Source organism: Scandinavium hiltneri, assembly GCF_024764835.1.
Taxonomy (GTDB): Bacteria; Pseudomonadota; Gammaproteobacteria; order Enterobacterales; family Enterobacteriaceae; genus Scandinavium; species Scandinavium hiltneri.
This window is the reverse complement of sequence record NZ_JALIGE010000069.1, coordinates 253,693-279,655: the sequence shown is the minus strand read 5'-3', so window position 1 is coordinate 279,655 and position 25,963 is coordinate 253,693. Positions and strand designations below refer to the sequence as shown.

Annotated in this window: 22 protein-coding genes; 7 read left to right on the top strand and 15 right to left on the bottom strand. The window is 55.2% G+C overall.

Annotation, left to right across the window (positions count from 1 at the left end; all coding sequences use genetic code 11):
* Positions 1-46: 46 nt before the first annotated feature.
* On the top strand, positions 47-2,722 hold the full coding sequence (gene acnA, locus MUU47_RS05800; RefSeq protein WP_258987234.1) for an aconitate hydratase AcnA: 2,676 nt from the start codon (positions 47-49) through the stop codon (positions 2,720-2,722).
* Positions 2,723-2,808: 86 nt separating this feature from the next.
* On the opposite strand, the gene trpS is transcribed toward acnA, so the two are convergent.
* Positions 2,809-3,828, bottom strand: a complete 1,020-nt coding sequence (trpS, locus tag MUU47_RS05795; RefSeq protein ID WP_258987233.1) for a tryptophan--tRNA ligase — start codon at positions 3,826-3,828, stop codon at positions 2,809-2,811.
* Between the two features lie 241 nt (positions 3,829-4,069).
* Positions 4,070-4,660 carry a GTP cyclohydrolase II gene (gene ribA, locus MUU47_RS05790; RefSeq protein WP_258987232.1) on the bottom strand — a complete coding sequence of 197 codons (591 nt, stop codon included), beginning with the start codon at positions 4,658-4,660 and terminating at the stop codon, positions 4,070-4,072.
* A 179-nt stretch (positions 4,661-4,839) separates the two neighbouring features.
* On the opposite strand from ribA, the gene pgpB reads away from it, so the two are divergent.
* The 5 genes from pgpB to yciH all read left to right on the top strand — a co-directional run bounded on the left by pgpB (position 4,840) and on the right by yciH (position 8,485).
* Positions 4,840-5,604 (top strand): phosphatidylglycerophosphatase B, encoded by a 765-nt coding sequence (gene pgpB / locus MUU47_RS05785; protein WP_258987264.1) that lies wholly within the window; start codon positions 4,840-4,842, stop codon positions 5,602-5,604.
* Between the two features lie 151 nt (positions 5,605-5,755).
* Positions 5,756-6,064: a LapA family protein gene (locus MUU47_RS05780; protein WP_258987231.1), complete on the top strand. Its 309-nt coding sequence runs from the start codon at positions 5,756-5,758 to the stop codon at positions 6,062-6,064.
* Between the two features lie 6 nt (positions 6,065-6,070).
* On the top strand, positions 6,071-7,240 hold the full coding sequence (gene lapB / locus MUU47_RS05775; RefSeq protein ID WP_258987229.1) for a lipopolysaccharide assembly protein LapB: 1,170 nt from the start codon (positions 6,071-6,073) through the stop codon (positions 7,238-7,240).
* Between the two features lie 193 nt (positions 7,241-7,433).
* On the top strand, positions 7,434-8,159 hold the full coding sequence (pyrF, locus tag MUU47_RS05770; protein WP_258987228.1) for an orotidine-5'-phosphate decarboxylase: 726 nt from the start codon (positions 7,434-7,436) through the stop codon (positions 8,157-8,159).
* Positions 8,159-8,485, top strand: a complete 327-nt coding sequence (yciH, locus tag MUU47_RS05765; RefSeq protein ID WP_258987227.1) for a stress response translation initiation inhibitor YciH — start codon at positions 8,159-8,161, stop codon at positions 8,483-8,485. The genes pyrF and yciH overlap by 1 nt, the downstream gene beginning before the upstream one ends.
* Positions 8,486-8,605: 120 nt before the next feature.
* On the opposite strand, the gene osmB is transcribed toward yciH, so the two are convergent.
* The 13 genes from osmB to MUU47_RS05695 all read right to left on the bottom strand — a co-directional run bounded on the left by osmB (position 8,606) and on the right by MUU47_RS05695 (position 24,608).
* Positions 8,606-8,824, bottom strand: a complete 219-nt coding sequence (osmB, locus tag MUU47_RS05760) for an osmotically-inducible lipoprotein OsmB (RefSeq protein WP_258987226.1) — start codon at positions 8,822-8,824, stop codon at positions 8,606-8,608.
* A 323-nt stretch (positions 8,825-9,147) separates the two neighbouring features.
* The gene (gene yciT, locus MUU47_RS05755; protein WP_258987225.1) at positions 9,148-9,897 is read right to left on the bottom strand and encodes a DNA-binding transcriptional regulator YciT; all 750 of its coding nucleotides are present in this window, start codon (positions 9,895-9,897) and stop codon (positions 9,148-9,150) included.
* 18 nt (positions 9,898-9,915) lie between these two features.
* Positions 9,916-10,098: a YciZ family protein gene (locus MUU47_RS05750; protein ID WP_258987224.1), complete on the bottom strand. Its 183-nt coding sequence runs from the start codon at positions 10,096-10,098 to the stop codon at positions 9,916-9,918.
* Positions 10,099-10,401: 303 nt separating this feature from the next.
* Entirely contained in the window at positions 10,402-12,393 is a 1,992-nt protein-coding gene (gene pdeR, locus MUU47_RS05740; protein WP_258987223.1) for a cyclic di-GMP phosphodiesterase, read from the bottom strand.
* Positions 12,394-12,689: 296 nt separating this feature from the next.
* The gene (locus MUU47_RS05735) at positions 12,690-14,630 is read right to left on the bottom strand and encodes an exoribonuclease II (RefSeq protein WP_258987222.1); all 1,941 of its coding nucleotides are present in this window, start codon (positions 14,628-14,630) and stop codon (positions 12,690-12,692) included.
* A gap of 81 nt (positions 14,631-14,711) precedes the next feature.
* Complete coding sequence (locus MUU47_RS05730; protein ID WP_258987221.1) at positions 14,712-15,857, bottom strand: CMD domain-containing protein; 1,146 nt, start codon at positions 15,855-15,857, stop codon at positions 14,712-14,714.
* 147 nt (positions 15,858-16,004) lie between these two features.
* The gene (fabI, locus tag MUU47_RS05725) at positions 16,005-16,793 is read right to left on the bottom strand and encodes an enoyl-ACP reductase FabI (protein ID WP_258987220.1); all 789 of its coding nucleotides are present in this window, start codon (positions 16,791-16,793) and stop codon (positions 16,005-16,007) included.
* 120 nt (positions 16,794-16,913) lie between these two features.
* On the bottom strand, positions 16,914-17,720 hold the full coding sequence (gene sapF / locus MUU47_RS05720) for a putrescine export ABC transporter ATP-binding protein SapF (protein WP_110507946.1): 807 nt from the start codon (positions 17,718-17,720) through the stop codon (positions 16,914-16,916).
* Between the two features lies 1 nt (position 17,721).
* On the bottom strand, positions 17,722-18,714 hold the full coding sequence (sapD, locus tag MUU47_RS05715) for a putrescine export ABC transporter ATP-binding protein SapD (protein WP_258987219.1): 993 nt from the start codon (positions 18,712-18,714) through the stop codon (positions 17,722-17,724).
* Positions 18,714-19,604 (bottom strand): putrescine export ABC transporter permease SapC, encoded by an 891-nt coding sequence (gene sapC, locus MUU47_RS05710; protein ID WP_258987217.1) that lies wholly within the window; start codon positions 19,602-19,604, stop codon positions 18,714-18,716. The genes sapD and sapC overlap by 1 nt, the downstream gene beginning before the upstream one ends.
* On the bottom strand, positions 19,591-20,556 hold the full coding sequence (gene sapB / locus MUU47_RS05705) for a putrescine export ABC transporter permease SapB (RefSeq protein WP_258987215.1): 966 nt from the start codon (positions 20,554-20,556) through the stop codon (positions 19,591-19,593). The genes sapC and sapB overlap by 14 nt, the downstream gene beginning before the upstream one ends.
* Positions 20,553-22,202 carry an ABC transporter substrate-binding protein SapA gene (gene sapA, locus MUU47_RS05700; RefSeq protein ID WP_258987213.1) on the bottom strand — a complete coding sequence of 550 codons (1,650 nt, stop codon included), beginning with the start codon at positions 22,200-22,202 and terminating at the stop codon, positions 20,553-20,555. Before sapA ends, sapB begins: the two co-directional genes overlap by 4 nt.
* A gap of 90 nt (positions 22,203-22,292) precedes the next feature.
* On the bottom strand, positions 22,293-24,608 hold the full coding sequence (locus MUU47_RS05695) for a helix-turn-helix transcriptional regulator (RefSeq protein ID WP_258987212.1): 2,316 nt from the start codon (positions 24,606-24,608) through the stop codon (positions 22,293-22,295).
* Between the two features lie 172 nt (positions 24,609-24,780).
* Between MUU47_RS05695 and MUU47_RS05690 the strand changes: the two genes are divergently transcribed.
* Entirely contained in the window at positions 24,781-25,950 is a 1,170-nt protein-coding gene (locus MUU47_RS05690) for a M20 aminoacylase family protein (protein ID WP_258987210.1), read from the top strand.
* Positions 25,951-25,963 lie beyond the last annotated feature (13 nt).

Here is a 25,963-nt window from a genome sequence, read left to right as displayed (position 1 = left end):
CTGAGGAGCATCAGGGTATCGCAATCCCTGTCATTAAGGAGGAGCTATGTCGTCAACCCTACGAGAAGCCAGTAAGGACACGTTACAGGCCCAAGCCAAAACGTATCACTATTACAGCCTGCCGCTAGCCGCCAAAACTCTTGGCGATATTTCTCGCCTGCCAAAATCACTCAAGGTCCTGCTTGAAAACCTGCTGCGCTGGCAGGACGGTGATTCTGTAACCGAAGAAGATATTCATGCGTTGGCGGGGTGGCTGAAAAATGCCCATGCCGATCGTGAAATTGCCTATCGTCCCGCGCGCGTGCTGATGCAGGACTTTACCGGTGTGCCTGCCGTGGTCGATCTCGCGGCGATGCGTGAGGCCGTGAAACGCCTCGGCGGTGACACCGCGAAAGTAAACCCACTTTCACCGGTCGACCTCGTAATTGACCACTCGGTTACCGTCGATCACTTCGGTGATGACGACGCGTTCGGCGAAAACGTGCGCCTGGAAATGGAACGCAACCATGAACGCTACGTATTCCTGCGCTGGGGACAACAGGCATTCAGCCGCTTCAGCGTCGTACCGCCGGGCACCGGTATTTGCCATCAGGTTAACCTGGAATATCTCGGCAAAGCGGTGTGGAGCGAGCTACAGGACGGCGAGTGGATTGCTTATCCGGACACGCTGGTCGGTACCGATTCTCATACCACGATGATAAACGGTCTCGGTGTTTTAGGCTGGGGCGTCGGCGGGATTGAAGCCGAAGCCGCGATGCTCGGCCAGCCGGTATCCATGCTTATCCCGGATGTTGTCGGATTCAAACTGACCGGCAAACTGGCGGAAGGCATCACCGCTACTGACCTTGTATTGACCGTCACCCAGATGCTGCGTAAGCACGGCGTGGTGGGTAAATTTGTTGAATTCTACGGTGACGGACTGGACTCGTTGCCGCTGGCGGACCGCGCCACCATCGCCAATATGGCACCGGAATACGGCGCGACCTGCGGTTTCTTCCCGATTGATGGCGTTACGCTGGAGTACATGCGCCTCAGCGGGCGCAGCGACGATCAAATTGAACTGGTGGAGGCCTACGCCAAAGCGCAGGGCATGTGGCGTAATACCGGGGATGAACCGGTGTTTACCAGCACGCTTGAGCTGGATATGAATGATGTCGAAGCGAGTCTTGCTGGGCCGAAACGTCCGCAGGATCGCGTGGCGCTCGGCGACGTGCCGAAGGCTTTTGCGCAAAGTTCTGAGCTTGAACTGAACACCGCGCAGAAAGACCGTAATCCGGTCGACTATACGTTGAACGGGCATCAGTATCAGCTGCCGGACGGCGCGGTGGTGATCGCCGCCATCACCTCCTGTACCAATACCTCCAACCCGAGCGTGTTAATGGCCGCCGGACTGCTGGCGAAAAAGGCCGTCAAAATTGGCCTTCAGCGTCAGCCGTGGGTGAAAGCGTCGCTCGCGCCGGGCTCAAAAGTGGTGTCGGATTATCTGGCCCACGCCAAACTCACGCCGTACCTCGATGAGCTGGGCTTTAACCTGGTCGGTTACGGTTGTACTACCTGTATCGGTAACTCAGGTCCGTTGCCGGACCCAATTGAAACGGCCATCAAGAAAGGCGATTTAACCGTAGGGGCCGTGCTTTCCGGTAACCGTAACTTTGAAGGACGTATTCATCCGCTGGTGAAAACCAACTGGCTGGCCTCGCCGCCGCTGGTGGTAGCGTATGCGCTGGCGGGTAACATGAATATCAACCTGACGACCGACCCGTTGGGACATGACGGCAAGGGCGATCCGGTGTATCTGAAGGATATCTGGCCGAGCGGCAAAGAGATTGCCCGCGCAGTGGAAGAAGTATCGACTGAGATGTTCCGCAAAGAGTACGCTGAAGTGTTTGAAGGCACGCCGGAATGGAAAGCGATTCAGGTCGATAAATCAGACACCTATGGCTGGCAGCAGGATTCCACTTACATCCGCCTGTCACCGTTCTTTGATGAAATGGGGATAGAACCGGACCCGGTGCAGGATATTCACGGCGCGCGAATTCTGGCGATGCTCGGTGACTCCGTGACCACCGACCACATTTCCCCGGCAGGAAGTATTAAACCGGACAGTCCGGCAGGGCGTTATCTGCAAAATCATGGCGTCGAACGTCGCGATTTTAACTCCTATGGCTCCCGTCGCGGCAACCACGAAGTGATGATGCGCGGCACCTTCGCCAACATCCGTATTCGTAACGAAATGGTGCCTGGTATTGAAGGCGGTATGACCCGTTATCTGCCAGGAACGGAAGTGATTTCGATTTACGATGCCGCGATGCGCTATCAGGAGCAGGGCACACCACTGGCGGTCATCGCCGGGAAAGAGTACGGCTCGGGTTCAAGCCGCGACTGGGCAGCAAAAGGTCCGCGTCTGCTGGGCATTCGGGTGGTTATCTCGGAATCGTTCGAGCGTATTCACCGTTCTAATCTGATCGGGATGGGGATTTTGCCGCTTGAGTTCCCGGCAGGCGTTACCCGTCAAACGCTGGGACTGACCGGTGAAGAGCAGATTGACATCGTTGACCTGCAAAAGCTGAAACCGGGTGCTACTGTGCCGGTGACGCTGACCCGCGCAGAGGGTAAAAAAGAGGTGATTGATTGCCGCTGTCGTATCGACACGGCGACGGAGCTGACCTATTACCAGAACGACGGGATACTGCATTACGTGATCCGTAATATGCTGCGTTAACTCAAAAATGCCCAGCGGCGCAAGTATGCCAGGCCTACGGACCCCACTGTAGGCCTGGCAAGCGCAGCGTCACCGGGCGTGATAGCTCAGAACATCACCGGTAGACCTAGTCCGCGTTTAACGGCAAGCAGCGTTTTTTGCGTATGCTCATGGGCTTTCTCACTGCCTTGCTTCAATATTCCCAGCAGCGTTTCTTTGTCGGCACTCAGCTGCTGACGGCGTTCGCGAATAGGGGCCAGCAGTGTCTGCAGGCAGTCTTCCAGCTCATTCTTGCACTGTCTGTCACCGAGTCCCCCTTGTTGATAGTGCGCTTTCATCTCCGCCACTTTTTCGCAATCGTGATGGAACGCATCGAGGTAAGTGAACACAACGTTGCCTTCAATTTTACCCGGATCGCTAATGCGCAGATGCGAGGGATCGGTATACATCGCGCTAACGGCGCGCTGGATCTCCTGTTCGCTGGCGGAAAGCGTCAACGTATTGCCGAGGGATTTCGACATTTTGGCTGAACCGTCAATGCCCGGCAGGCGTCCGGTGGCGCTCAGTAAGGCCTGACAGTGACGCAGAACCGGGGCTCTCATCAGGCTGTTCATCTTGTGCACAATTTCATTGGTCTGCTCAATCATCGGTAACTGATCGTCACCGACAGGCACAAGGTCAGCGCCGAACGCGGTGATATCGGCAGCCTGGCTGATGGGATAGACCAAAAATCCCGTGGGCAGCGAGCGGGCAAAGCCTTTCTGCTGAATTTCATGTTTGACCGTTGGATTACGCTCCACGCGTGAAACGGTGACGATGTTCATATACAGCATCGTCAGTTCTGCGAGCGCGGGAAGGGCGGATTGCAGGCAAATAGTGGTCCGGAGCGGATCGATGCTCACCGCCAGGTAATCGGCCATCACCTCGAGGATATTACTGGCGATTTTTTCGGGCCGGGAGCCGTTATCGGTCAAACCCTGTAAATCGGCAATCAGAACAAATTGCGGATGCAATTGCTGTAGCGCAACGCGCTGGCGCAGTGAACCCACGTAGTGGCCTAGATGTAATGGGCCAGTTGGGCGGTCGCCGGTTAAAATACAATGAGATGTCGCGGTTGGATGTGTCATCAAAAGCTCCTGTTTTGACCACCGGAGACGGTTCTGTTGACAGAGTGGACGCCTTCCGGCGGCCTGAACTAAAAAAAGATAAAGGGGTATCAGGCGGCCTAAATTAAGGCTGCCACCAACGAGAAGTGAGGGAGATACGCGTGCTATTCATGTTTCGACCTTACACCCGTTCAGGCACAGGCACAGGCACAATCAACAGGTTCATGCTGGAGAGGCGGTGCCCGCAGGCACCGCCGCAGAATTAATTGCCAAGCAGATGGCCCATTTTGGCGGCTTTGGTATCGAGATAATGTGCGTTCTTCGGGTTGCGGCCGACAATCAGCGGCACGCGTTCAACGATGTTGATCCCGGCTTCGGTCAGGATTTCGACCTTTTTCGGGTTGTTGGTCAGCAGACGTACTTCATCCACCCCCAGCAGCTTGAACATATCCGCACACAGGGTGAAATCACGTTCGTCGGCGGCAAAGCCCAACTGGTGATTCGCTTCCACGGTGTCATAGCCCTGATCCTGTAACGCATAGGCGCGAATCTTATTCAGCAACCCAATGTTACGACCTTCCTGACGATGATAAAGCAAAATACCGCGACCTTCTTCAGCGATGTGCGCCAGCGCTGCTTCCAGCTGGAAACCGCAGTCGCATCGCAGGCTGAACAGGGCGTCGCCGGTCAGACATTCGGAATGTATGCGCGACAGCACCGGTGTTTTCCCAGAAATATCGCCGAACACCAAGGCGACGTGATCTTGCCCGGTTGCCAGTTCTTCAAAGCCCACCATCAGGAAATCGCCCCAGGGGGTTGGCAGTTTGGCTTCTGCCACACGTTTAAGCTGCATGTGATTCTCCAGATTATATCGGCATGCATGTGCCTTCTGTTTGCGCCTATTTTGCCACAATGCCGGGGCTTCACCTAATGGCTGACGGTTGTCTGCTGCTTAAGCGCACAATTCAGCCTCTTTCACCGTTATGGCGTTTTTCAGTTATGATTGTGATGTTTAAGGAAAAAGGAGACATGATGCTTTCTATCGCCAGACGAACCACGGCAGGAGCCGCCGTGCTACTCGTGATGCCGGTTGCAGTATGGATTTCCGGCTGGACGTGGCAACCTGGACACAATGCCTGGTGGTTGAAGATGCTCTACTGGGTAACAGAAACCGTGACGCAGCCGTGGGGCATCATCACGCATGTCATTCTTTGCGCCTGGTTTTTGTGGTGCCTGCGTTTTCGCCTGCGCGCCGCCTTAACGCTCTTTGCGATCCTGGCTGCGGCAATTCTTATCGGTCAGGGGGCTAAATCCTGGGTGAAGGACCGGGTCCAGGAACCAAGACCGTTTGTTATCTGGCTGGAAAAAACGCAGCAGGTGCCGGTGGAGGAGTTCTACACTTTAAAGCGTAAAGATCGGGCACACTTAGTGAAACAACAGCTGGCCGATAAAAATGATTTACCCGCGTTTTTACGGCATCACTGGCAGAAAGAGACCGGATTTGCCTTCCCGTCAGGCCACACGATGTTTGCTGCCAGTTGGGCGCTGCTGGGCGTGGGGCTGTTGTGGCCACGTCGTCGCACAATAACCATCGCGGTTCTGCTGGTGTGGGCGACAGCGGTAATGGGCAGCCGGTTGCTGCTGGGGATGCACTGGCCGCGCGATTTAGTGGTCGCTACCCTGATGTCCTGGCTTCTGGTGACACTCGCCACCTGGCTTGCGCAAAAACTCTGTGGCCCGTTGACGCCGCCGGGAGAAGAAGCAAGGGAAATCCGAAACCGCGAGTCTGAAGAGTGACGCAGGTTGATTTCAATCGTTTCCGCCCACAAATCCATAGCTGGCAGCACGCTTGACAGTTTCGCCGTTGCGGCGAAGATGGTACTTTATAAGGCTGGAAGCGAAAGATCGAACATGATTTATTCACATAAACCACATAACGGGAAGTAATGTGAAATATTTACTCATTTTCTTATTGGTGTTGGCGATTTTCGTTGTCTCCGTCACCCTTGGCGCGCAAAACGATCAGCAGGTCACTTTTAACTATCTGCTGGCGCAAGGGGAGTTTCGGATCTCCACTCTGTTAGCGGTGCTTTTTGCCGCTGGATTTGCCATCGGCTGGCTGATTTGCGGCATGTTCTGGCTGCGTACTCGCGTCTCACTGCTGCGCGCAGAGCGCAAAATTAAACGCCTTGAGCAGCAAATGACCCCGGTTACTCCCGCTTCGCCTACGCCGGTCGTTCCGGCGGTGAAGGAATAACTTTCTATGCTGGAGTTGTTGTTTCTGCTTTTGCCCGTTGCCGCCGCGTATGGCTGGTACATGGGCCGCAGAAGTGCACAACAGTCCAAACAGGACGATGCTAGCCGCCTCTCCCGTGACTACGTCGCGGGCGTTAACTTCCTGCTCAGCAATCAGCAGGACAAAGCGGTGGACCTGTTCCTCGACATGCTCAAAGAGGATACCGGCACTGTCGAGGCGCACCTGACGCTCGGCAACCTGTTCCGCTCGCGTGGTGAAGTCGACCGCGCTATTCGCATTCACCAAACCTTAATGGAAAGCGCCTCGCTGACCTACGACCAGCGTCTGCTGGCAGTGCAACAGTTGGGCCGTGACTACATGGCTGCGGGTCTGTATGACCGCGCAGAAGACATGTTCAGCCAACTGGTGGATGAAACTGAATTCCGTATTAGCGCGCTTCAGCAGCTGCTGCAAATTTACCAGGCGACCAGCGACTGGCAAAAAGCCATCGACGTCGCGGAGCGTCTGGTCAAACTCGGAAAAGAAAAGCACCGTCCTGAAATCGCCCATTTCTGGTGCGAACTGGCCCTGCAGCAAATGGGCAACAGCGACACGGATAAAGCCATGACGTTGCTGAAAAAGGGCGCAGCTGCCGATCGCAATAGCGCACGCGTGTCCATCATGATGGGCCGGGTATTTATGGCCAATGGTGATTACGCCAAAGCGGTGGAATCACTGCAGCGCGTTATCGATCAAGACCGTGAACTGGTCAGCGAAACCTTGGAAATGCTGCAAACCTGCTACCAGCAACTCGGCAAAGACGAAGAGTGGGAACACTTCCTGCGTCGTGCGGTGGAAGAGAATACCGGTGCGATCGCTGAACTGATGCTGGCGCAAATCATGGAACAGCGCGAAGGCGCAGATACCGCACAAACCTACGTCACCCGCCAACTTCAGCGCCACCCGACCATGCGTGTGTTCCATAAATTAATGGATTACCACCTCAATGAAGCGGAAGAAGGGCGCGCGAAAGACAGCTTGATGGTGCTGCGTGACATGGTTGGCGAACAGGTACGCAGCAAACCGCGCTATCGCTGCCAGAAATGCGGCTTCACCGCCTACACGCTTTACTGGCACTGTCCTTCCTGCCGGGCCTGGTCCTCGGTCAAACCTATTCGCGGCCTCGACGGCCAGTAATTTTTTAAAAACCGACACATTAGTTACAACATACTTTTGGATTTGCGACACACCGTTTGTTGCATCGAGCCCCCCATCGCCTGGCAGGTGAAAACGGGGAAATGCAGCCTGTCAATTTCACGCTGTCGCAGGTAGAATGCACGCCGTTTACCGTTTTTACGCCGGTTGCGGCCCACAACAAGAAGGTCTGGTCATGACGTCTGAATCCCGTATTGTTACTTCCTCGCCCGTAGTTGTTGCCCTTGATTATGATAATCGCGACAAAGCGCTGGCTTTCGTCGATCGTATCGACCCGCGCGACTGCCGTCTGAAAGTAGGCAAAGAGATGTTCACGCTGTTTGGGCCACAGCTTGTGCGAGACCTGCAACAGCGCGGGTTTGATATTTTCCTCGACCTGAAATTCCACGACATTCCTAACACCACTGCGCATGCGGTTGCCGCTGCCGCTGATTTAGGTGTCTGGATGGTGAACGTTCACGCCTCCGGCGGGGCCCGCATGATGACCGCCGCTCGCGAAGCGCTGCTGCCATTTGGCAAAGATGCGCCACTGCTGATTGCCGTCACCGTTCTGACCAGCATGGAAGCCAGCGATTTACAGGATTTGGGCATTTCGCTTTCTCCGGCGGATCACGCAGCGAAGCTGGCAGCGTTAACCCAACGCTGCGGCCTGGATGGCGTTGTATGCTCAGCTCAGGAAGCCGTACGCTTCAAGCAGGAACTGGGCCAGGCATTTAAACTGATTACTCCGGGCATTCGTCCTGCGGGCAGCGATGCGGGCGATCAGCGTCGGATCATGACCCCAGAACAGGCGCAGGTGGCAGGTGTTGATTATATGGTGATTGGACGCCCGGTGACTCAGTCAGCTGACCCGGCGCAAACGCTGCGTCAGATTAACGCATCGCTTACAAAGGAGGCCTGATGAACGATTCCAACAGCCGTCTGGTGTATTCCACCGACAGTGGTCGAATTGACGAACCGAAAGTGGCTGCCGAGCGCCCAAAAGGCGACGGCATTGTGCGCATTCAGCGCCAGACCAGTGGGCGTAAAGGCAAAGGTGTGTGTTTGATTACCGGCATTGATGCCGATGATGCCGAACTTGCGAAAATTGCCGCAGAACTGAAAAAAAAATGTGGCTGCGGTGGGGCGCTGAAAGACGGCGTGATTGAGATTCAGGGCGATAAGCGCGACCTGATTAAATCACTGCTGGAAGCCAAAGGCATGAAGGTCAAACTGGCGGGCGGTTAACGTCAGTATTGTCGTTAGAAATAAAAAGGCCACGCATTTGCGTGGCCTTTTTTACAGATAAAATGAGTGTGCGTAAGTCAGATCTGAATATCGTTTTCTTTATTGTTTCCCGAAAGGGAATTATTTACTGACCTGGTGACCAATAATACCACCCACTGCCGCGCCACCCAACGTACCGAGCGCACTACCATCAGTCAGAACCGCGCCACCTACAGCACCGGCACCCGCACCGATAGCAGTGTTACGGTCACGATGGGACCAGTTTGAACATGCGCTCAGGGACATGATCAGCGTTGCAGCCAGCACGGCTGCGGTCATTTTATTGCTCATTGAAGTCATAAAGTTCTCTCCTGAATAATATCTCCACGAAAGTGCCTACATTCAGTTTAGTCCCGGAGGGAAACCGTGTGGCGTTCATGGAGTTGTGTTGCGCAGGTGTTACTAAAATCACGCAAGTGATAGTCACTTCCTGTTATATCGCTAACATTAATTTTACGTTGCCGGGCGAGAAGCGGGAGGTAAAAAATCTTAATTGGTGCGTCAGAAGAATCCTAGATATGACAGGGTGTTGAAGAATGAAACAGAATGGAAATATCGGGCCGTGGAATATTTAAGCAGAATATTATGCGGAAAGAAGCAACCCCCGAGGACGGGGGCTTTTCTCACGGACGTTTAACGATGTCTACCGTTAAACCGGAGTGTTCGAGCAGATGCTGATGATCGGCAGAGAGGCCATCATCGGTAATGACTCGATTAAACTTCTGCGTTGGGCCAAGCGGATAAGGATGAACCGCACCAAACTTCGAACTGTCGCTCAGCACAATGGTTTCACACTCTTTATCCAGCACAGCGCTCACCACATCCGCACGCATCATATCGCGACCGGTGAAGCCGGTATCACGTTGCCAACCGTCCACCCCGATAAAGGCTTTACTGAAATGCACCTGCTGAATGTACTGGCGGGTTAGAGGACCAACCATACTTTCGCTTTTCTTCTGATAAATGCCCCCGAGCAAAATCACTTCGCCCGGTGTTTCTTTCAGAAGATGCGCAATGTAGCTGCTGACGGTGATGATGGTTATCCCCGGTTGCTCAGCGAGCGCGCGGGCGAGCAGGGCGTTACTGCTGCCGTTCTCGATAAACACCGTTTCGCCTGGGCTGACCAGACGGGCAGCCCAGGCGGCAAGTTCACGTTTGAGCGAGAAATTATTCATCATTCGCGTCTCGACGTCTTCGCTGTCGAGCGGCACGGCGAAACCATGAGTACGGCGCAGATAGCTTTGTTTTTCCAGCAGATTCAGATCCTGACGGATAGTTACTTCTGAAACCCCGGTCATCAGGGCGAGATCGGCAACGCTCATGCGGCCTTTGTCGATCACCATTTGCAAAATAGATTGTTGTCGGGCGTTCATATCAAGGTCACTACTGTTTTAAATTTCCCAAGGGGATTTAGGCTGAGTTGATTTCTGTTCCAGCTCACCGGACGCCTGAGCCAAAAGCTCTGCTTTCAGGATTTCGAGATTGTTAATTGCAGAGTGGTAATCACCCGCCACCAGAATATCCAGTACGGTATCAACACGTTGAGCTAACTGGCGCGCATCGAGGTTTGACATAGGCAATCCTGAGAGAAAAGTAAGAAAAATCAATGATGCAAAAAAAGGGGACAAAAGAGAAGCGGAAAATGTCATGGGCTAAAAACACATAACGAAAAATTATAAATTACGACGCCTGGATTTTCGCGAGAAATGGCCTGGCTCAGTCTGATGATACGCGCAATGGGCGACGTGAAGCGCTGCGGCCTATGCGCGAGCCTGTGTGGACGCCGCATTCTGTCTCGCGGACAAAGACATTCCTTACATAGAGCGTCTGGCCATGTTGCAGAATCGGCATACACAGGTCTCGCTGCGCAAAGCCAGCTAACGCAGCTTGCGGGCCTGACGTCGCTTTAGCCAGCGCTCGAATACGGCAGCGGGCATTGGCTTAGCAAATAAAAAACCTTGGCGTTCGTTGACGCCATTCTTGGTTAGAAAGGCGTCTTCTTTCGCGCTTTCCACGCCTTCTGCGATCACCTGTAAATTCAGCGCCTGGGCCACTGCCACGATAGCACGCACCAGCGATTGCGCTACGGGCTGCTTATGCACATCGCGCACAAACACCTGATCCAGTTTGATGGCGTCAATCGGGAAACGGGCCAGCTGTGAAAGTGAAGAATATCCAGTACCGAAGTCATCCAGATGCACCTGCGCGCCGAGCGCACTGAACTGCTGGATAACCGACTGCGCCAGCTCTTCGTTTTCAATCAGGCAGCTTTCCGTCAATTCAACGTCGATAGGACAATATTCAAAATTCAGGTCACGTAGTGCCTGTTTTAAATCACTGAAAATGGTCTGGTCGGCAAGCTGACGCGCCGACACGTTCACCGCCACGCGAAGGTTAATACCTTTGTCACGCCACCGCGCCACCTGGCGCACTACGTCGAGCATAACCCAGCGCCCGAGCGGTACAATCAGCCCGGATTCTTCGGCGTAGGAGATAAATTCGGTCGGCGCAATCAGCCCGCGTTCCGGTGATTCCCAACGGACTAAGGCTTCCAGGCTGCGAACTTCACCGCGCCAGGTGATTTTCGGCTGGTAGTGAATCACCAACTGGTTATTATCCAGCGCTTTACGCAGGTTGGTGTCGAGCCACAGATACTCAAACACTCGCAGCTTCATCTCCGGAGAGAAGACGCAAAATTTACCGCGACCGCCTTCTTTGGCAGTGTACATGGCGGTATCGGCGTTGCGGATCAGGCTTTCTTTGTTGTTCCCGTGCTGTGGCGCGAGGGAAATGCCGAGCGAACAACCAGAATAGACTTCAATCAGCCCAATGCGGAAGGGGTCACGCAGGCGATTGAGAATGCGCGATGCCATCGCCTCCAGGCTGCCCTGAGAGGTTTGGGTCGCCAATACGATAAACTCATCGCCGCCGAGGCGAGCCAAGGTCTGGCCTTCCTCCAGGCAGCTTAAAATTGATAACGCCACTGACTGCAGGAGCTGATCGCCAAACATATGCCCGTAGGCATCGTTCACCTTTTTGAAGTTATCGAGGTCGAGATACACAATGCCGACCTGATTATCTTCGCGAGTGTTAATCGCGTTGGTGATCATGTCATTGATGGCGTTACGGTTAGGCAAACCGGTAATGGTATCGGTATTGGCGAGAACCCGCAGACGCTCCTGGGCGCGGCGCTCTTCGGTAATATCGGTACCAGAGCAAATCAAATATATTTCGTTTTTACCGCTGCCGCTGTGCACGAATTTATTGCGGAATAAAAACAGACGCTGACCTTTGCGGGTTTTAACCCAGCGCTCGACTTCATACGAGCTGCCATTTTTAAAGAAACCGCTAATATTACGGCGCGAGGCGGCGGCTTCCGCTTGGCTCATAAACAGCTTAAAAGCGTTCTGCCCAATCACCTCTTGTTCTTTCATCCCGGTATATTCTTCGCTCATACGATTAAAGCGTTGAATATTGCCGTGGCGATCGAGAATAACGATTACGGAGTTGGCTTCGGAAACGACCTGCTCGGCGAAGGAGAGCCCCTGCACGAGGTCGCGGGCAACCGAGCCGGTATCATCCCAGGCGGATGCGCTACCAGCCCATTGCGATTTATTGATTTTATGGCCCACCAGATGTACCGGTACCGGGTTGCCATAAAGATTCAGGCTCAGCGTCAGACTGGAGGTGATCACCGTCATCTCACGAATACTGTCTGCCTGATCCGCACTTAGCGCCACCACCTGACTCGTGTCGGTTTCCTCGCTGGCCGCCAGGTGCAGCGCGTTGCTGTCATCGGACAATCGCCAGAAGGGACTGCTGGTCCCCAGATACCGAAAGAGCAGGTTTTTCTCCAGATCCTCTGTCATATCTTCTCCCAAACCAACTTAAGCGCATCATGGAATCATTGATTAAAAATCGGTACAGCCAGTTCACCCAAAAGACTTAGGCCAGAACATATTGTATTGACTTGTCTTTGTATACTAGTCCTCAGGGAGTAAAAAAGAGCACCGACCAGGCAGGTCATTGATTTGCGCTGCGATGCCTGATTTGATTGTGATCGCTTTTGGGGGAATGTGGGGGAATTGTGGGCAAAAAATGTGGAAGGAATCGCATTGCAGAAGAAGAAAAGGGCGGCCAAGCAATGATTAGCCGCCCTTAAGTATTACGCCTGGAATGGACGCGCGATAACGCTGCGGGTTTCCATTCGAACTTCGGCGATCGTGACGTCGATAACATCGGTCACTTTATAAACGGTTTCGCCTTTGATTTGCACGGTGCCATTTTCCTGGCTGCAGACCATTTCATCACGCACGGCGTGCAGGAACGGTGCCGGAATAAACGCTACGGCGCCGTTATCCACCAGACGAACGCGCATTCCACCGCGGCTGATATCAATGATTTCAGCGGTAAAACGGGTATCGGTGCCCGCTTTGTCATTCAGGAAACGCGCATACAGCCAATCGGCCACATCACGTTCGGCCATACGGTTCAGGCGGCGACGTTCTGCCATCTGAAGCGTCGCGTCTTCCTGCGGACGAGACGCGGTTTCACCTTTGATAATCGCTTTCAGCAGACGATGGTTGACCATGTCGCCGTATTTACGAATCGGTGAAGTCCAGGTGGCGTAAGCCTCAAGACCCAGACCGAAGTGCGGGCCCGGCTCGGTGCTGATTTCAGCGAAGGACTGGAAGCGACGAATGCGGCTGTCGAGGAAGCCTGTTGGCATTGCATCGAGTTCGCGGCGCAGCTTACAGAAACCGTCCAGCGTCAGCACTTCCTGCGGGTCGACGTGCACATCATGGGTCTTCATCAGCTCAGAAAGCTGTTCCGTTTTCGCCGGGTCAAAACCGGTGTGAACGTTGTAGATACCGAAACCGAGCTTATCGCGCAGCACGCGAGCGGCGCAGATGTTGGCGGCAATCATAGACTCTTCAACGATACGATTAGCGATGCGGCGTGGTTCAGCGACGATATCCAGCACTTCACCTTTTTCACCGAGCACGAAGCGGTAGTCAGGGCGGTCTTTGAACACCAGCGCGTGGTTATGACGCCACTCGCCGCGCAGGGCGCAAATGCGTTCCAGCAGTTTGATTTGCCCGGCGATCGCGTCATTCTGCGGCTGCCAGCTACCGTTACCTTCCAGCCAGTCAGAAACATCGTCATAGGCCAGTTTAGCTTTGGACTCGATGGTCGCAGTGAAGAATTCGATATCGTCTTCGATGGTGCCATCGGCGGAGATTATCATGCGGCAGGCGAGAACCGGACGCACTTCATTCGCGCGCAGGGAGCACAAGTCGTCAGACAGCTCGCGCGGCAGCATCGGGATGTTGAAGCCCGGCAGGTAGTTGGTGAATGCGCGAATTTTCGCGGCGTTATCCAGCTTACTACCTTCTGCAATCCACGCGGTCGGATCGGCGATGGCGACGGTCAGATGCAGCTTTCCGTCAGCGACTTCTTCTGCATACAGCGCATCGTCCATATCCTGGGTGCTGGCGCTATCGATAGTCACGAAGTCCAGCGCGGTCAGGTCGCGACGCTCCAGACCTTCGTCCAGCATTTCGGTTGCAGTCCCTTCCGGGGCCACTTTCTCAAGATTATGGCGCGCCAGCGTCACCCACCATGGAACGAAATGGTCGTCGCCGTAGGTGATGAAGTGGGTGAGATCAGCGTAGAAACTGCGGTCGCCTTTCAAAGGATGACGGCGCATTTCTGCCACGGCCCAGTCACCCTCTTTAAAATCGTGTTCCAGACCGCGCACAGGACGGCACTGGATGGCATCTCTCAGCAGCGGATGATCGGGAACGATCGACAGACGATCGTCCTTCTTCTGCACGCGGCCAACAAAACGCGTCAGGAACGGTTCAACCAGTTCTTCTGGTTCGGCGCTTTCTTTTCCTTTGTCGCCACTATGGATGGTGGCAATGATACGGTCGCCATGCATCACTTTTTTCATCTGTGGTGGAGAGATGAAATAGCTTTTCTGGGCATCGACTTCGAGAAAACCAAAGCCTTTTTCGGTGCCTTTCACCACCCCTTCAGCGCGAGGGGTCTGGGAATGAAGTTGCTGTTTTAGCTGTGCAAGCAGCGGGTTATCCTGAAGCATAATTATGTATTTTCGTGGCCAAAAGAGCGGCTGACAGTTTTACGCGAATATGCCTTTCGCAGCAAGCGAACTTTAAGCCTTTTACGCATCCTGAGACACCTCTCCAAGGCCGATTTTCAGGCGGTTCAGCCAGCCGCATAACCCGCTCCAGGCCAACAGGGAAAAGGCTTGCTCAGCAGAAAGTCCCTGCTCGGTGAGGGGCGTAAACTGCGCGGCGCTGAATCGGTCAGGCGCACGAGTGAGCAACTGTGTCGCCTGGATGATTGCATGATAAAGCGGCTTCTCCTGGCCCCAAATCAGCAATGCCCGATCGCCCTGCAAAGCGGCTTCTTTCAGCGTATCCAGAACTGCGTTTTGCTGAAAACAGCTGACGCTGCCGTTAATTCGTGCGCTAACAAGAGCCGCTAACTGTGCGGCATCATCATCGACCGGAAGTGCGCGCAGTAATTCGCTCAATCGTTCGAGCAGGGGGGCATCCCACACCAGCAGCGGTGCCAGTGTTTCTAATGTCGTTTGCGACGAACAATGGGCGAGGGCATCCATCTGTTCGACGCTGGCATAGCGGATTTCAACGCTGTCGAGGCCCGGCTGCCACCGTCCTGTTTCGAATGCAAAAAGGGCGGCGGGGGCATCATCCTGCATCGGCATACCAGGGATCCAGCGTACTGGCAAACCTTTTAATGCCTGACCGGCGGCAATTACGCGCGCCTGATAGCTAATGAAGCCCACGATTTGCGTAATCAGCACGATATCTGGCGTGGTCAGCCCGACGGCATCCAGCTGCTGACGAGCGCGTTCGCAGATAACCGACGGCGAGCCGGCCAGCTGACGGGCGTACTGGGTAATTTGCGCCAGACGGTGATTACTCTCGCGGGACGAATCTGGCCCCGGCAGTGGCGCCAGTCGCGCGGCGTAGTGATTGCACAAACGCTGCACGCCAAAGACCTGGGCGACGGTTAACGCGGTGCTCAGGCGTTCATATGCGCTAAACGTATTCAGGCGCGTGGGCGTAACGGAGTCAGGAAAAAGGTGTTCAGAAATATGCAGCGACACCTCCAGCCAGGGCTGACATGGCGAAGTAACCGAATCAGGCAGGGCTAAATCCAGTAAAAAACGGTTTGCGACGTGGGCGGCTTCCGGAACCAGCGGCAGCACATCGGCGGCCTGGTTTCTCGCTTGCGTTTCATGATACCAATGGCTTTTGCCGTGAGAGCGGCTTTGCTCCATGGGAATTCCTTCAGGACGTCGTATCGTTGTGAGATAGCTATCCTGACGTAAGGCGGGGGCAGGTAAAAATATTGAAGCGTGATAATAAATAACAGACTGGAATAACGGCGGGGTTTCCGCCCTGCGTAAACAGGGCGGAAGAAGAACTTATTTCAGTTCCAGTTCGTTCATTGCGGCGATGCTGAAACCACCGTCAACGTGAACGACTTCACCGGAGATACCGGCAGACAGGTTGGAGCACAGGAATGCTGCGCTGTTACCCACGTCTTCGATGGTCACGGTGCGACGGATTGGGGTAACCGCTTCGCAGTGAGCCAGCATCTTACGGAAATCTTTGATACCGGACGCGGCCAGGGTACGGATTGGGCCCGCGGAGATACCGTTAACACGCACACCTTCTGGACCCATCGCGTTCGCCATGTAGCGCACGTTAGCTTCCAGGGACGCTTTAGCCAGACCCATCACGTTGTAGTTAGGGATAGCACGTTCCGCGCCCAGGTAGGACAGCGTCAGCAGAGCAGAGCCTGGGTTCAGCATTTCACGGCAGGCTTTAGCCATCGCGACGAAGCTGTAAGAGCTGATGTCGTGTGCGATTTTGAAGCCTTCACGGGTTACGGCGTTAACGTAGTCACCGTCCAGTTGGTCGCCCGGCGCGAAGCCGATGGAGTGTACGAAGCCGTCAAATTTCGGCCACACTTTTCCCAGTTCGGTGAACAGAGCGTCGATGCTTTCGTCCTGCGCAACGTCGCATTCCAGAACAATGCTGGAACCCAGGTTTGCAGCAAACTCTTCCACACGGCCTTTCAGCTTCTCGTTCTGATAGGTGAACGCCAGTTCAGCACCTTCGCGATGCATAGCCTGTGCGATACCGTAGGCGATGGACAGTTTGCTGGCAACGCCAGTTACCAGAATGCGCTTACCGGAAAGAAAACCCATAGCTTTTAATCCTTATGTCATTTTTGTAGCGGCTGCATCAATTATAGGCAGGCCGTCGTTAAACGTCGCGATTCTAGCATAGAGTGGAAGGAGAGTTAATCCGACCACTTAAGATAGTCCTCAGCGGTCTTTACGCCACGCATCCGCCTTCAGCGCTTCACCGAAATGCCCGGCAATCAGACGCTTGGTGAGGTCATGCAGCGGGGAGGCGAGCACATCGGCGGTGCTGCCGCGCTCGACAACTTCGCCCTGATGCATCACCAGCACCTGATCGCTGATGTGTTTCATCATGCCGAGATGCTGGGTGACGTAGATGTACGAAATCCCCTGTTTCTCCTGCAATTCAAGCATCAGGTTAATGAGCTGAGAACGCATCGACATATCCAGTGACGCCAGGGCTTCATCACACACAATCACCTTCGGGCGCAGGATAAGCGCGCGAGCCAGGCCCAGACGCTGTTTCTGGCCCGGGGCAAGCATGTGCGGATAATAGCTGACGTGATCGGGCAGCAAACCCACCAGACGCAGGGTGTCGATGATCTGTTTGCGTCGCGCTTCCGCGTCTAAATCAGTATTCAGACGCAACGGGAAATCGAGGATTTGCGAAATACGCTGGCGCGGGTTCAGTGATGTCGACGGGTCCTGAAAAATCATACGAATGCGCTGGCTGCGGAACGAATAATCGCCGTATTCCAGCGGGTGATCGTCAATCAGTAGTTCACCAGTAGTTGGTTCCACCATTCCCGCCAGCATTTTCGCCAGAGTCGATTTACCGGAACCGTTCTCGCCGATAACCGCCAGGGTCTGTCTTTCACGCAGGGTAAAGCTCAGCGGTTTAACCGCTTCGACCGTCTGGCGGTGGAACAACCCGGTACGGTAGCGAAAGGTCTTACTCAGATTGCGGACTTCCAGCAGGGTCTCGACCATTTCACTCTTTCTCCATGTTCAGCGGGAAATGACAGGCGAAAAGATGGTTTTTCGCGCCGGTCAGCTGCGGTCTTTCAATGCATTTGCGCTGTGCGTAAGGGCAGCGCGGCCCCAGACGACAGCCAATCGGCAGCGATTCCAGCAGCGGAATGGCGCCGGGCATCGTATTCAGACGACTTTTATGCGGCATTGAGCGGCCAAAGTCCGGCATCGCACGGATCAGCGCCTGAGTGTACGGGTGATGCGGAATGCTCACCAGATCTTCACTCGGCGCAGTTTCAACCGTTTGCCCGCAGTACATCACGTTAATTTTGTCCGCCCATTGGCTCAGCATTTGCAGGTCGTGGCTGATGAGCAAAATGGTGGTGTTGTTGTTCTGGTTGAGTCGGCTGAGCAGGCGGAAAATCTGTGCCTGAGTGGTCGGCTCCATGGCGTTGGTCGGCTCATCGGCAATCAGTAAACGCGGCTGATTAGCCAGCGCAATGGCAATCATCACCTTCTGACATTCGCCGTCCGTTAGTTCATACGGGAAGCTGCGCATCGCATCTTTATGGTCTTTAATACCGACGCGGTGCAGCAGTTCAATCGCACGACGTTTACGCCAGCCGACGCGTTGCCACCAGCGGCCTTTGTAGGTCCAACTGGGGATGTTTTGCATCAACTGACGTCCAATACGCTCGGATGGATCAAGACAGGACTGCGGCTCCTGGAAAATCATCGACACGTTATGGCCGACGAGCTTACGACGTTCACGGTTGGACAGACGGAGCAGGTCGATATCATCAAAGCGCATACGGTCGGCAGTAACGCGCCAGTTCTCTTTGGTCACGCCGCATATCGCTTTTGCAATAAGGCTTTTGCCCGAGCCTGATTCACCCACCAGTCCACGAATTTCGCCTTCAGCGAGGGTCATGCTGACGCGGTCTACCGCTTTCACCCAGCCTTCGCTGGTGCGAAATTCGATGGTCAAATTGCGAATATCAAGTAATGGCATTATCTCACCCCCGCGTTAATGGCGCGGCGAATACCGTCGCCCAGCAGGTTCACCAGCAGTACGCTGATCATAATTGCCGCCCCTGGTAGCATCACGGTCCACGGCGCGACATAAATCAATTCCAGCGCATCGCCCAGCATCGCGCCCCATTCCGGGGAAGGGAGTTGTGCGCCCAAATCGAGAAAGCCCAGCGCGGCGATATCGAGGATTGCCATCGACAGCGCGCGGGTGATTTCAGTCACCAGGCCCGCGGCGATGTTAGGCAGCACCGCATACCACAGAATGTTACGCGTGGTGGCGCCGTCCAGACGGGCGGCAACCACGTAATCTTTTTCCAGTTCGTCATGCACCATGCTGTAAACCGAGCGCACCATGCGCGGCAGCAGCGCCAGCCAGACGGCGAACATCGCGTGCAGCAAATGCGGCCCTGAGAAAGCGACGACAATAATTGCCAGCAGCAGGGACGGTATAGAGAGCAGGGTATCGAGAATATGGTTCAGCACCGCCGAGCGCAGGCCGCGGGTGGAACCGGCAAACGCGCCGAGCACCAGCCCAAAAATCGTAGCGCCGAGGGTGACGACAAAGGCGCCGCCAACGGTCGGAGCCGCGCCGCTGAGCAGACGGCTCAGCACATCGCGCCCGAGATCGTCGGTGCCAAGGAAGAACGACACTTCACCGTAGCGGGACCACGATGGTGGCAGCAGCTGATAGCCTAAAAACTGCTGATCGATACCGTAAGGTGCAAACCAGGTGCCGAAAACACACAACAGCGCCAGACCCGCGCAGCCGTACAGGCCAATCATCGCGGTCGTATCGCCGTAGAATTTACGCCAGACGGTGCGCATCACACCAGGTGGGCGTTTTTCCAGATAGACGCTATCGTAAGGCATACCATTCCTTATGTTTCAACGGGTTAGCCATGGCGCCCAAAATATCAGAAATCACGTTCACAATAATGACCAGCGCACCAATCACCATTACACCTGCGGAAATTGCCGCATAGTCCTGCTGGCGAATGGCGTTAATCATCCAACGGCCAAGGCCCGGCCAGCTGAACACCATTTCGGTGATCATCGCCAGCGTCAGCATGGTGGAAAACTGCAGGCCGAGACGCGGAATAACCGGCGGCAGGGCATTGTGCAGCACGTGGCGACGCAAAATCGTAAAGCGAGAAACGCCGCGCGTTGCCGCCGCCTTCACATAGTTGGTGTCGTAGACGTCAATGGTGCTCAGGCGCATCAGACGGACCACTTCGGTGGTCGGTGCGACGGCCAACGTCAGCACAGGCAGCACCATGTGGCGCAGGGCGCTCATGATCATTTCATCGCGCCAGGGAGAATCCGACAGCCACGCATCGATCAGCGCAAAACCGGTGACATTTTTCACCTCATACAAAAGGTCGAAACGCCCGGAAACAGGCAGCCAGCCCAGCGTTAATGAGAAGAACAGCGTCAGCAGCAGCGCCAGCCAGAACACGGGAATGGAGAAGCCGAGCAGGGCGAAGGCACTGATGGTGTTGTCCTGCCATTTGTTGCGCATGATGCCCGCCACCATCCCGACCGGGATGCCGACCAGCAGTGCAAAACCAAAGGCCAGAATGCACAGTTCCATGGTCGCCGGGAACACGTCTTTCAGTTGCTCAGAAATCAGTTGCCCGTTGATGCTGGACACACCGAAGTCCCAGTGCAGCAGACCTTCGAACCAGAACAGCCAGGCGTTCCAGAGCGATGCACCTTGTAACGGCGCATGAGGTGTGAAGTAGCTCAGGCTGAAGCCGACGAAGGTCAGGAGAAACAGCGTCACCATCAGTAAAAGCAGGCGGCGAAGGGTAAAAATGATCATGGTTTTTTCACCTCTTCCTGTTTTTCACGCGACACGCCGGCAAAGGAGGCATTGCCGAACGGGCTCAGCACCAGGCCTTTGATATCGTATCGATAGGCCTGCAACCGCAGCGATGAGGCCAGCGGCAGTACAGGCAATTCTTTGGCCAGAATCCGCTGTGCTTCGTCGTACGCGTCGATGCGCGAAGCCAGCTGTTGTGAGGCCAGCGCCTTTTGCAGCACGGTGTCAAACTCGCGGTTACACCAATGCGCAAAGTTAGTCTGGGAGCCAATCGCCGCGCAGCTCAGCAGCGGGCGGAAGAAGCTGTCGGGGTCATTACTGTCCGTCGCCCAGCCGGTGAGGGTCAGATCGTGGTTCATGTCCATCAGGCGGGCTTCCTGGAAGCGACCTTCCACCGGAACGATGATCACTTTCACGCCCACCTGAGCCATATCGGCCTGAATCAGTTCGGCGGTTTTCAGCGGACTTGGGTTCCACGCCTGAGAGGTGGTCGGCACCCACAGGCGCAGCGTCAGATTTTCCAGACCCAGCGCTTTCAACTGCTCGCGCGATTTCGCTGGATTGTATTCGGTAATTTTAGCTTCATTATCGTAGGCCCACGATGCGCGCGGCAGAATTGACGCGGCGGTTTCGGCGGTGCCGTAATAAATCGACTGCATCAGACGCTGGTTATTGATGGCCAGCGCCAGCGCGTGTCGCACCGCCGGATTGTTCATCGGCGGCTTATCGGTATTAAACGCCAGGTAGGCGATGTTCATGCCAGGGCGCAGCGTCAAACGTAAACGCGGATCGTCGCGCAGAATAGTGAGCTGGCTGGCAGCAGGCCAGGCGAGTACGTCGCACTCCCCGGTCAGCAGTTTGGACAGACGCCCGGTGCCGCCAGAGCCTAAATCCACCACCACCTGCGGCATCAATGGTTCACCGCGCCAGAATCCCGGATGGCGCTGCAGGCGAATGTACTGCCCGGCGCGGTATTCATCAAGCTGATAAGGTCCGGTGCCGACTGGCTGGCGGTCCATCAATTCCTGCTTGCCGATTTTAGTGAGATTCGCCGCGTATTCGGCGGACATCACCGAGGCGTAGTGCGTGGCTAAATGCCACAGGAACGAGGCGTCCGGGCGTTTCAGGCGAAATTCAACGGTGTGGCCGTCGAGTTTGCGCACGCTTTCGACGCTATCAGCAAACTGCAGACTGTCGAAATAGGGGAAATTTGGCCCGTTGACGTTATGCCAGGGATGATTGCGGTTAAAAATGCGTTCGAAGGTAAAGACGACGTCATCGGCATTCAGCGCGCGCGTGGGCTGGAACCATGACGTTTTCTGGAACTGTACACCATTGCGCAAATGGAAGCGGTAGGTTGCGCCGTTATCCAGCACTTCCCAGCTCTCGGCGAGCTCCGGTACCAGACGGTAGGTATACGGGTCAACGTCTAACAGGCGGTCGTAAATTTGTGCCGCAAGGGTGTCGACAATCAGGCCGCTGCCCGCTTTCTGCGGGTTAAAGGTATTTACCTGGCCGCTGACGCAGTAGACGAAACCGCTGTCGCGGATGTCGCCATGCGGTGCCAATGTGGGCGGCGTGGCAGCCATCGCGCTGCCGCACAGTAACCCCATCACTGCCAGTAAAGATGATAATTTCAGGCGCATAATTTCTTCATAATTCAGACCGATCTGCAAAGTGTATCGCACTTAAGGCGGCCTGGTACAAAACTCTGCGACTAACCGCTGCAAAAGTCATCAGGTTAGTGGGGTTAACTCATAAAGCACCAGAGCGTTGCTCTCCAGCGAGTCGGCGATTTGCCAGCTGTCGTGCAATTGTTCGTCACGCACGTCGAGCGTAGGGCGCGCTTTATGGCGGACCCAGCGCCATACTTCTTCGTCAGGGCCGCTGGCGACGGCGAACGCGTCCAGCAGCGGGTAGAGCGCGCCGTTATGCTGGTCGTAAAGATGCGATTTGATGCGCCATTTTCCGCTGAGCCCTTGCAGCTGAATGCGGTACTGCTGGCGAAAGCGTTGAATAAAGGCTTCCTCGCTGGACAGCCATGGGTTGAAAACCATCGTGTTGCGCAGCAGCAGCTGGTAACGTCCCTCGTGGCGCAACAGCAGCAGATTTTTGTCGTTAACCAGCACTTCGCCATGCAGCCTTTGCCAAAGCCACAGCACCCAATAAATGGGTCGCGGCAGGCCGTGGTTGTACTGCAGCGCCAGGCTTGACGTGTCGAGCGTGTCGTTGGCGCGCGCTTCGCCCTGCAAACCTGAATTGAGCCAGAACCCCGCCAGCCAGACCTGTTCCGACAGTCCCAATAAATTGTGCATCAACAGCGCGCCGCGGAAAAACCAGCCGTTGGTGGCGCGGGTATTGCCGGTTAGCGTGTTCCAGGAGAGCAGCCACAGCGGCAGGGTACGTTGCTGCTGGCGAAGCGCAGTTTGAATTTGCCGAATCTTTTGTATCGGGTAGTTTTCCGTCGATGCCAGGCGGGCAGGGTCGAGTTGTGCCAAATCCAGCAGTTCATTGGCATCTGCCGGGCAGGCCAGAAAATCGGCCTGCTTTAATATTGATGAGGTATAAAGCGCCTCGTCGTGCTCGGGCAAACTGTTCACCGCAAAGCGGTGCCACAGGCCAAATTTGGCACGCGGCAGGAATTCACTGAGCGTCGAACGTTGCGTCTGCCAGACGTTTTGCCGTGCATCCTCGCTGGCCTGCGACGACCAGTGCCAGACGAACTGCCAGCCCGCGGTCACCTCCGCAGGAAAATGGTTGACCGACTGTTGCAGGAAATGACGCAGCAAATCGGCTCGCGTTGTCAGCCCCGTATGCAGCAGCACGGTCCATTTTTTCTCCGCCAGCCAGATGAAAATCTGATGCAGGTTATACCAGCAGGCGTAGCCCGCCATCAGCGGATCGTCCCAGCCGGTGGCAAACAGGCGGCTGCTCAGGAACGGTTCAGTGATGTCGATCCCGTAAATCGGGATCTGCGCGTTGAGCGTTTCCAGTTCCCGGCGCACGTCTTCGCGCAGCAAATCGTCGAGTTCGCGCAGGGTAATCATCACTCGCGTGTGGCGAAGCGGGGCGACGTGCGAGTCAAAATCACGTAAATCAACGACGCGTTCCTGCTGCTGATGTAGCGTCAACGGCGACGGCTCCCAGCCCCGCGTTTCCGGCTCATTCAACAGGCTGAACAATCGGTCGACCGCTACCGGAAACAGGCTGTTGCTGGCGCTCATCCGTGGGCGAGCCCCAGCTGCCGTATTCTGCCGCAGGCGGCGGAACTCACGCGGGGTCATATTGTGATGGCGACGAAACAGGTCGCTCATCATGCGCGTGCTGGCGAACCCTTGCTCCAGGGCAATCTGGTGCAGCGGGCGGTTGGTCATACGCAGCGCATCCGCCGCCTTTTCAAGTCGCAGAGTGGTGATGTACTGCATAAAACTGACTCCGACTTCCTTGCGAAACAGCCGGGAAAGCCAGGCTTCGGACACAAACTCTGCCGTGGCAATTTCCGCCAGGGTAATGCGCCGGGTATAGCTGGCATCTATGCGTTCCACGACTTGCGTAATTCGCTTGCTCCAGCCTGGATTGTCTACCCGCTGGCTAATGCGTGCCGGTTGTTGAAAACGGGTGGTCAGTAATAGCAGGATTTCGCCGAGCCATCGGTTGGCCTCCAGACGATAGCGGCTCTGGTGATTAATCAGGGTAACGACTAAGAGCTGGCGTAATAAATGTCGCAGCTCATCGCACTGCGGCCAGCTGCCGCTGGTTTCATCGGGAATGTGGTAGTCATGGGTAAAAATGTCGCTGTACAGCCGCGTAAGCCAATGGCCGGAAAGCGTGACCTGTAATGTGGCGTTAGGGGCGTCGCTCGAAATCTGCCACCGTTGATTACGGTTGATAACGATCAGACTATCGGCCTCGAGCGTTTGTCGCCGTTCCTGGGTTTGCAGCTCCGCGCTGCCTTCCAGCATCCACAGCAGCGTCAGGCCATTGTTTTCTTCCTGGCTGAGCTGCCGCACGTCCAGAACTGTAACTGCAAACTCGCTGCCGCTTTGATCCATGACTCACCTCACATCAAGACAAAATAGAGCATGTTGTTTTTTGTCATAACCGAATTATATGAAAAACAGTCATTAAGAATGCGTTACTTCACAACAAAAAAACGCACTTTACCGGGATTGTCACGGCATAAACTCGACATTATCACTGTGAAGCAATAAAGGGATAACAAAAATGACACATCCAATTGTTGAAGCGCTGCAGGACACCGAAGAGCAGTTCATCGAACTGCGCCGTCACTTTCATCAGCATCCGGAAATTGGCTTCGAAGAACATCAAACCAGCGATCAGGTTGCACGCCTGCTGACCAAATGGGGATATGAAGTGCATCGTGGCCTGGCAGGCACCGGCGTGGTCGGCACCCTGAAAGTGGGCAGCGGCAGCAAACGGCTTGGTATCCGCGCCGACATGGATGCGCTGCCGATGCAGGAAAGCAGTGGCAAAGAGTGGGCCAGTAAAACAGACGGTAAATTCCACGGCTGCGGCCACGATGGTCACACCACAACGTTGCTGTATGCGGCGGAATATCTGGCGCGTACGCGTAATTTCAGCGGCACGCTGCACGTGATTTTCCAGCCTGCGGAAGAACTACTGTACGGCGGGCGCGTAATGGTTGAGGACGGTCTATTCGATAAGTTTCCTTGCGACCATATTTTCGGCTTGCACAACATGCCGTCGCAAAAAATCGGCAAAATTGGCCTGCACGATGGCGCAATGATGGCCTCATCCGACACGCTGCACATCGAAGTGACGGGTAAGGGCGGCCATGGAGCGGTGCCAGAACACACCGTGGATGCCACTCTCGTGGCGTGCCATATCACCGTGGCGCTGCAGTCGATTGTGTCGCGCAACATCACGCCGTTCGAGCCAGCGGTTGTCACCGTCGGCAGCATCCAGGCCGGACATGCGCCGAACATCATCAACGAAAAAGTGCTGATGAAACTCACGGTGCGTACCCTCAGCGAAAAAGTGCGTCAGACCGTGCTGCAGCGCATTCATGACATCGCCATCGCCCAGGCGGAAAGCTTTAACGCCACGGCGACTCTGACGCACGTCAACGGCAGCCCGGTGCTGAAAAACGATCCGGCCGCAAACGACATGGTGCGCAGCGTAGCGGGCGATCTGTTTGGCAAAGATGAAGTGGTTACCATCGGATCGTTTATGGGTAGCGAAGATTTCGCCTTCATGCTCGAAAAGAACCCGAACGGCTGCTATTTCACCATCGGCGCGGGCGACGAGCCGGATCGCTGCATGGTGCATAACCCGGGATATGACTTCAACGACAAGATCCTCATCACCGGTGCGGCATTGTGGAGCGGGCTGACCGAACACTATTTGCGTTGATGACCGAACACGA

Bases quoted from the DNA above. Each gene is read 5' to 3' on its own strand.
- acnA (WP_258987234.1), top strand. From the start codon at position 47: ATGTCGTCAACCCTACGAGAAGCCAGTAAGGACACGTTACAGGCCCAA.
- trpS (WP_258987233.1), bottom strand. From the start codon at position 3,828: ATGACACATCCAACCGCGACATCTCATTGTATTTTAACCGGCGACCGC.
- ribA (WP_258987232.1), bottom strand. From the start codon at position 4,660: ATGCAGCTTAAACGTGTGGCAGAAGCCAAACTGCCAACCCCCTGGGGC.
- pgpB (WP_258987264.1), top strand. From the start codon at position 4,840: ATGCTTTCTATCGCCAGACGAACCACGGCAGGAGCCGCCGTGCTACTC.
- lapB (WP_258987229.1), top strand. From the start codon at position 6,071: ATGCTGGAGTTGTTGTTTCTGCTTTTGCCCGTTGCCGCCGCGTATGGC.
- pyrF (WP_258987228.1), top strand. From the start codon at position 7,434: ATGACGTCTGAATCCCGTATTGTTACTTCCTCGCCCGTAGTTGTTGCC.
- yciH (WP_258987227.1), top strand. From the start codon at position 8,159: ATGAACGATTCCAACAGCCGTCTGGTGTATTCCACCGACAGTGGTCGA.
- osmB (WP_258987226.1), bottom strand. From the start codon at position 8,824: ATGACTTCAATGAGCAATAAAATGACCGCAGCCGTGCTGGCTGCAACG.
- yciT (WP_258987225.1), bottom strand. From the start codon at position 9,897: ATGAACGCCCGACAACAATCTATTTTGCAAATGGTGATCGACAAAGGC.
- MUU47_RS05750 (WP_258987224.1), bottom strand. From the start codon at position 10,098: ATGTCAAACCTCGATGCGCGCCAGTTAGCTCAACGTGTTGATACCGTA.
- pdeR (WP_258987223.1), bottom strand. From the start codon at position 12,393: ATGACAGAGGATCTGGAGAAAAACCTGCTCTTTCGGTATCTGGGGACC.
- MUU47_RS05735 (WP_258987222.1), bottom strand. From the start codon at position 14,630: ATGCTTCAGGATAACCCGCTGCTTGCACAGCTAAAACAGCAACTTCAT.
- MUU47_RS05730 (WP_258987221.1), bottom strand. From the start codon at position 15,857: ATGGAGCAAAGCCGCTCTCACGGCAAAAGCCATTGGTATCATGAAACG.
- fabI (WP_258987220.1), bottom strand. From the start codon at position 16,793: ATGGGTTTTCTTTCCGGTAAGCGCATTCTGGTAACTGGCGTTGCCAGC.
- sapF (WP_110507946.1), bottom strand. From the start codon at position 17,720: ATGGTCGAGACCCTGCTGGAAGTCCGCAATCTGAGTAAGACCTTTCGC.
- sapD (WP_258987219.1), bottom strand. From the start codon at position 18,714: ATGCCATTACTTGATATTCGCAATTTGACCATCGAATTTCGCACCAGC.
- sapC (WP_258987217.1), bottom strand. From the start codon at position 19,604: ATGCCTTACGATAGCGTCTATCTGGAAAAACGCCCACCTGGTGTGATG.
- sapB (WP_258987215.1), bottom strand. From the start codon at position 20,556: ATGATCATTTTTACCCTTCGCCGCCTGCTTTTACTGATGGTGACGCTG.
- sapA (WP_258987213.1), bottom strand. From the start codon at position 22,202: ATGCGCCTGAAATTATCATCTTTACTGGCAGTGATGGGGTTACTGTGC.
- MUU47_RS05695 (WP_258987212.1), bottom strand. From the start codon at position 24,608: ATGGATCAAAGCGGCAGCGAGTTTGCAGTTACAGTTCTGGACGTGCGG.
- MUU47_RS05690 (WP_258987210.1), top strand. From the start codon at position 24,781: ATGACACATCCAATTGTTGAAGCGCTGCAGGACACCGAAGAGCAGTTC.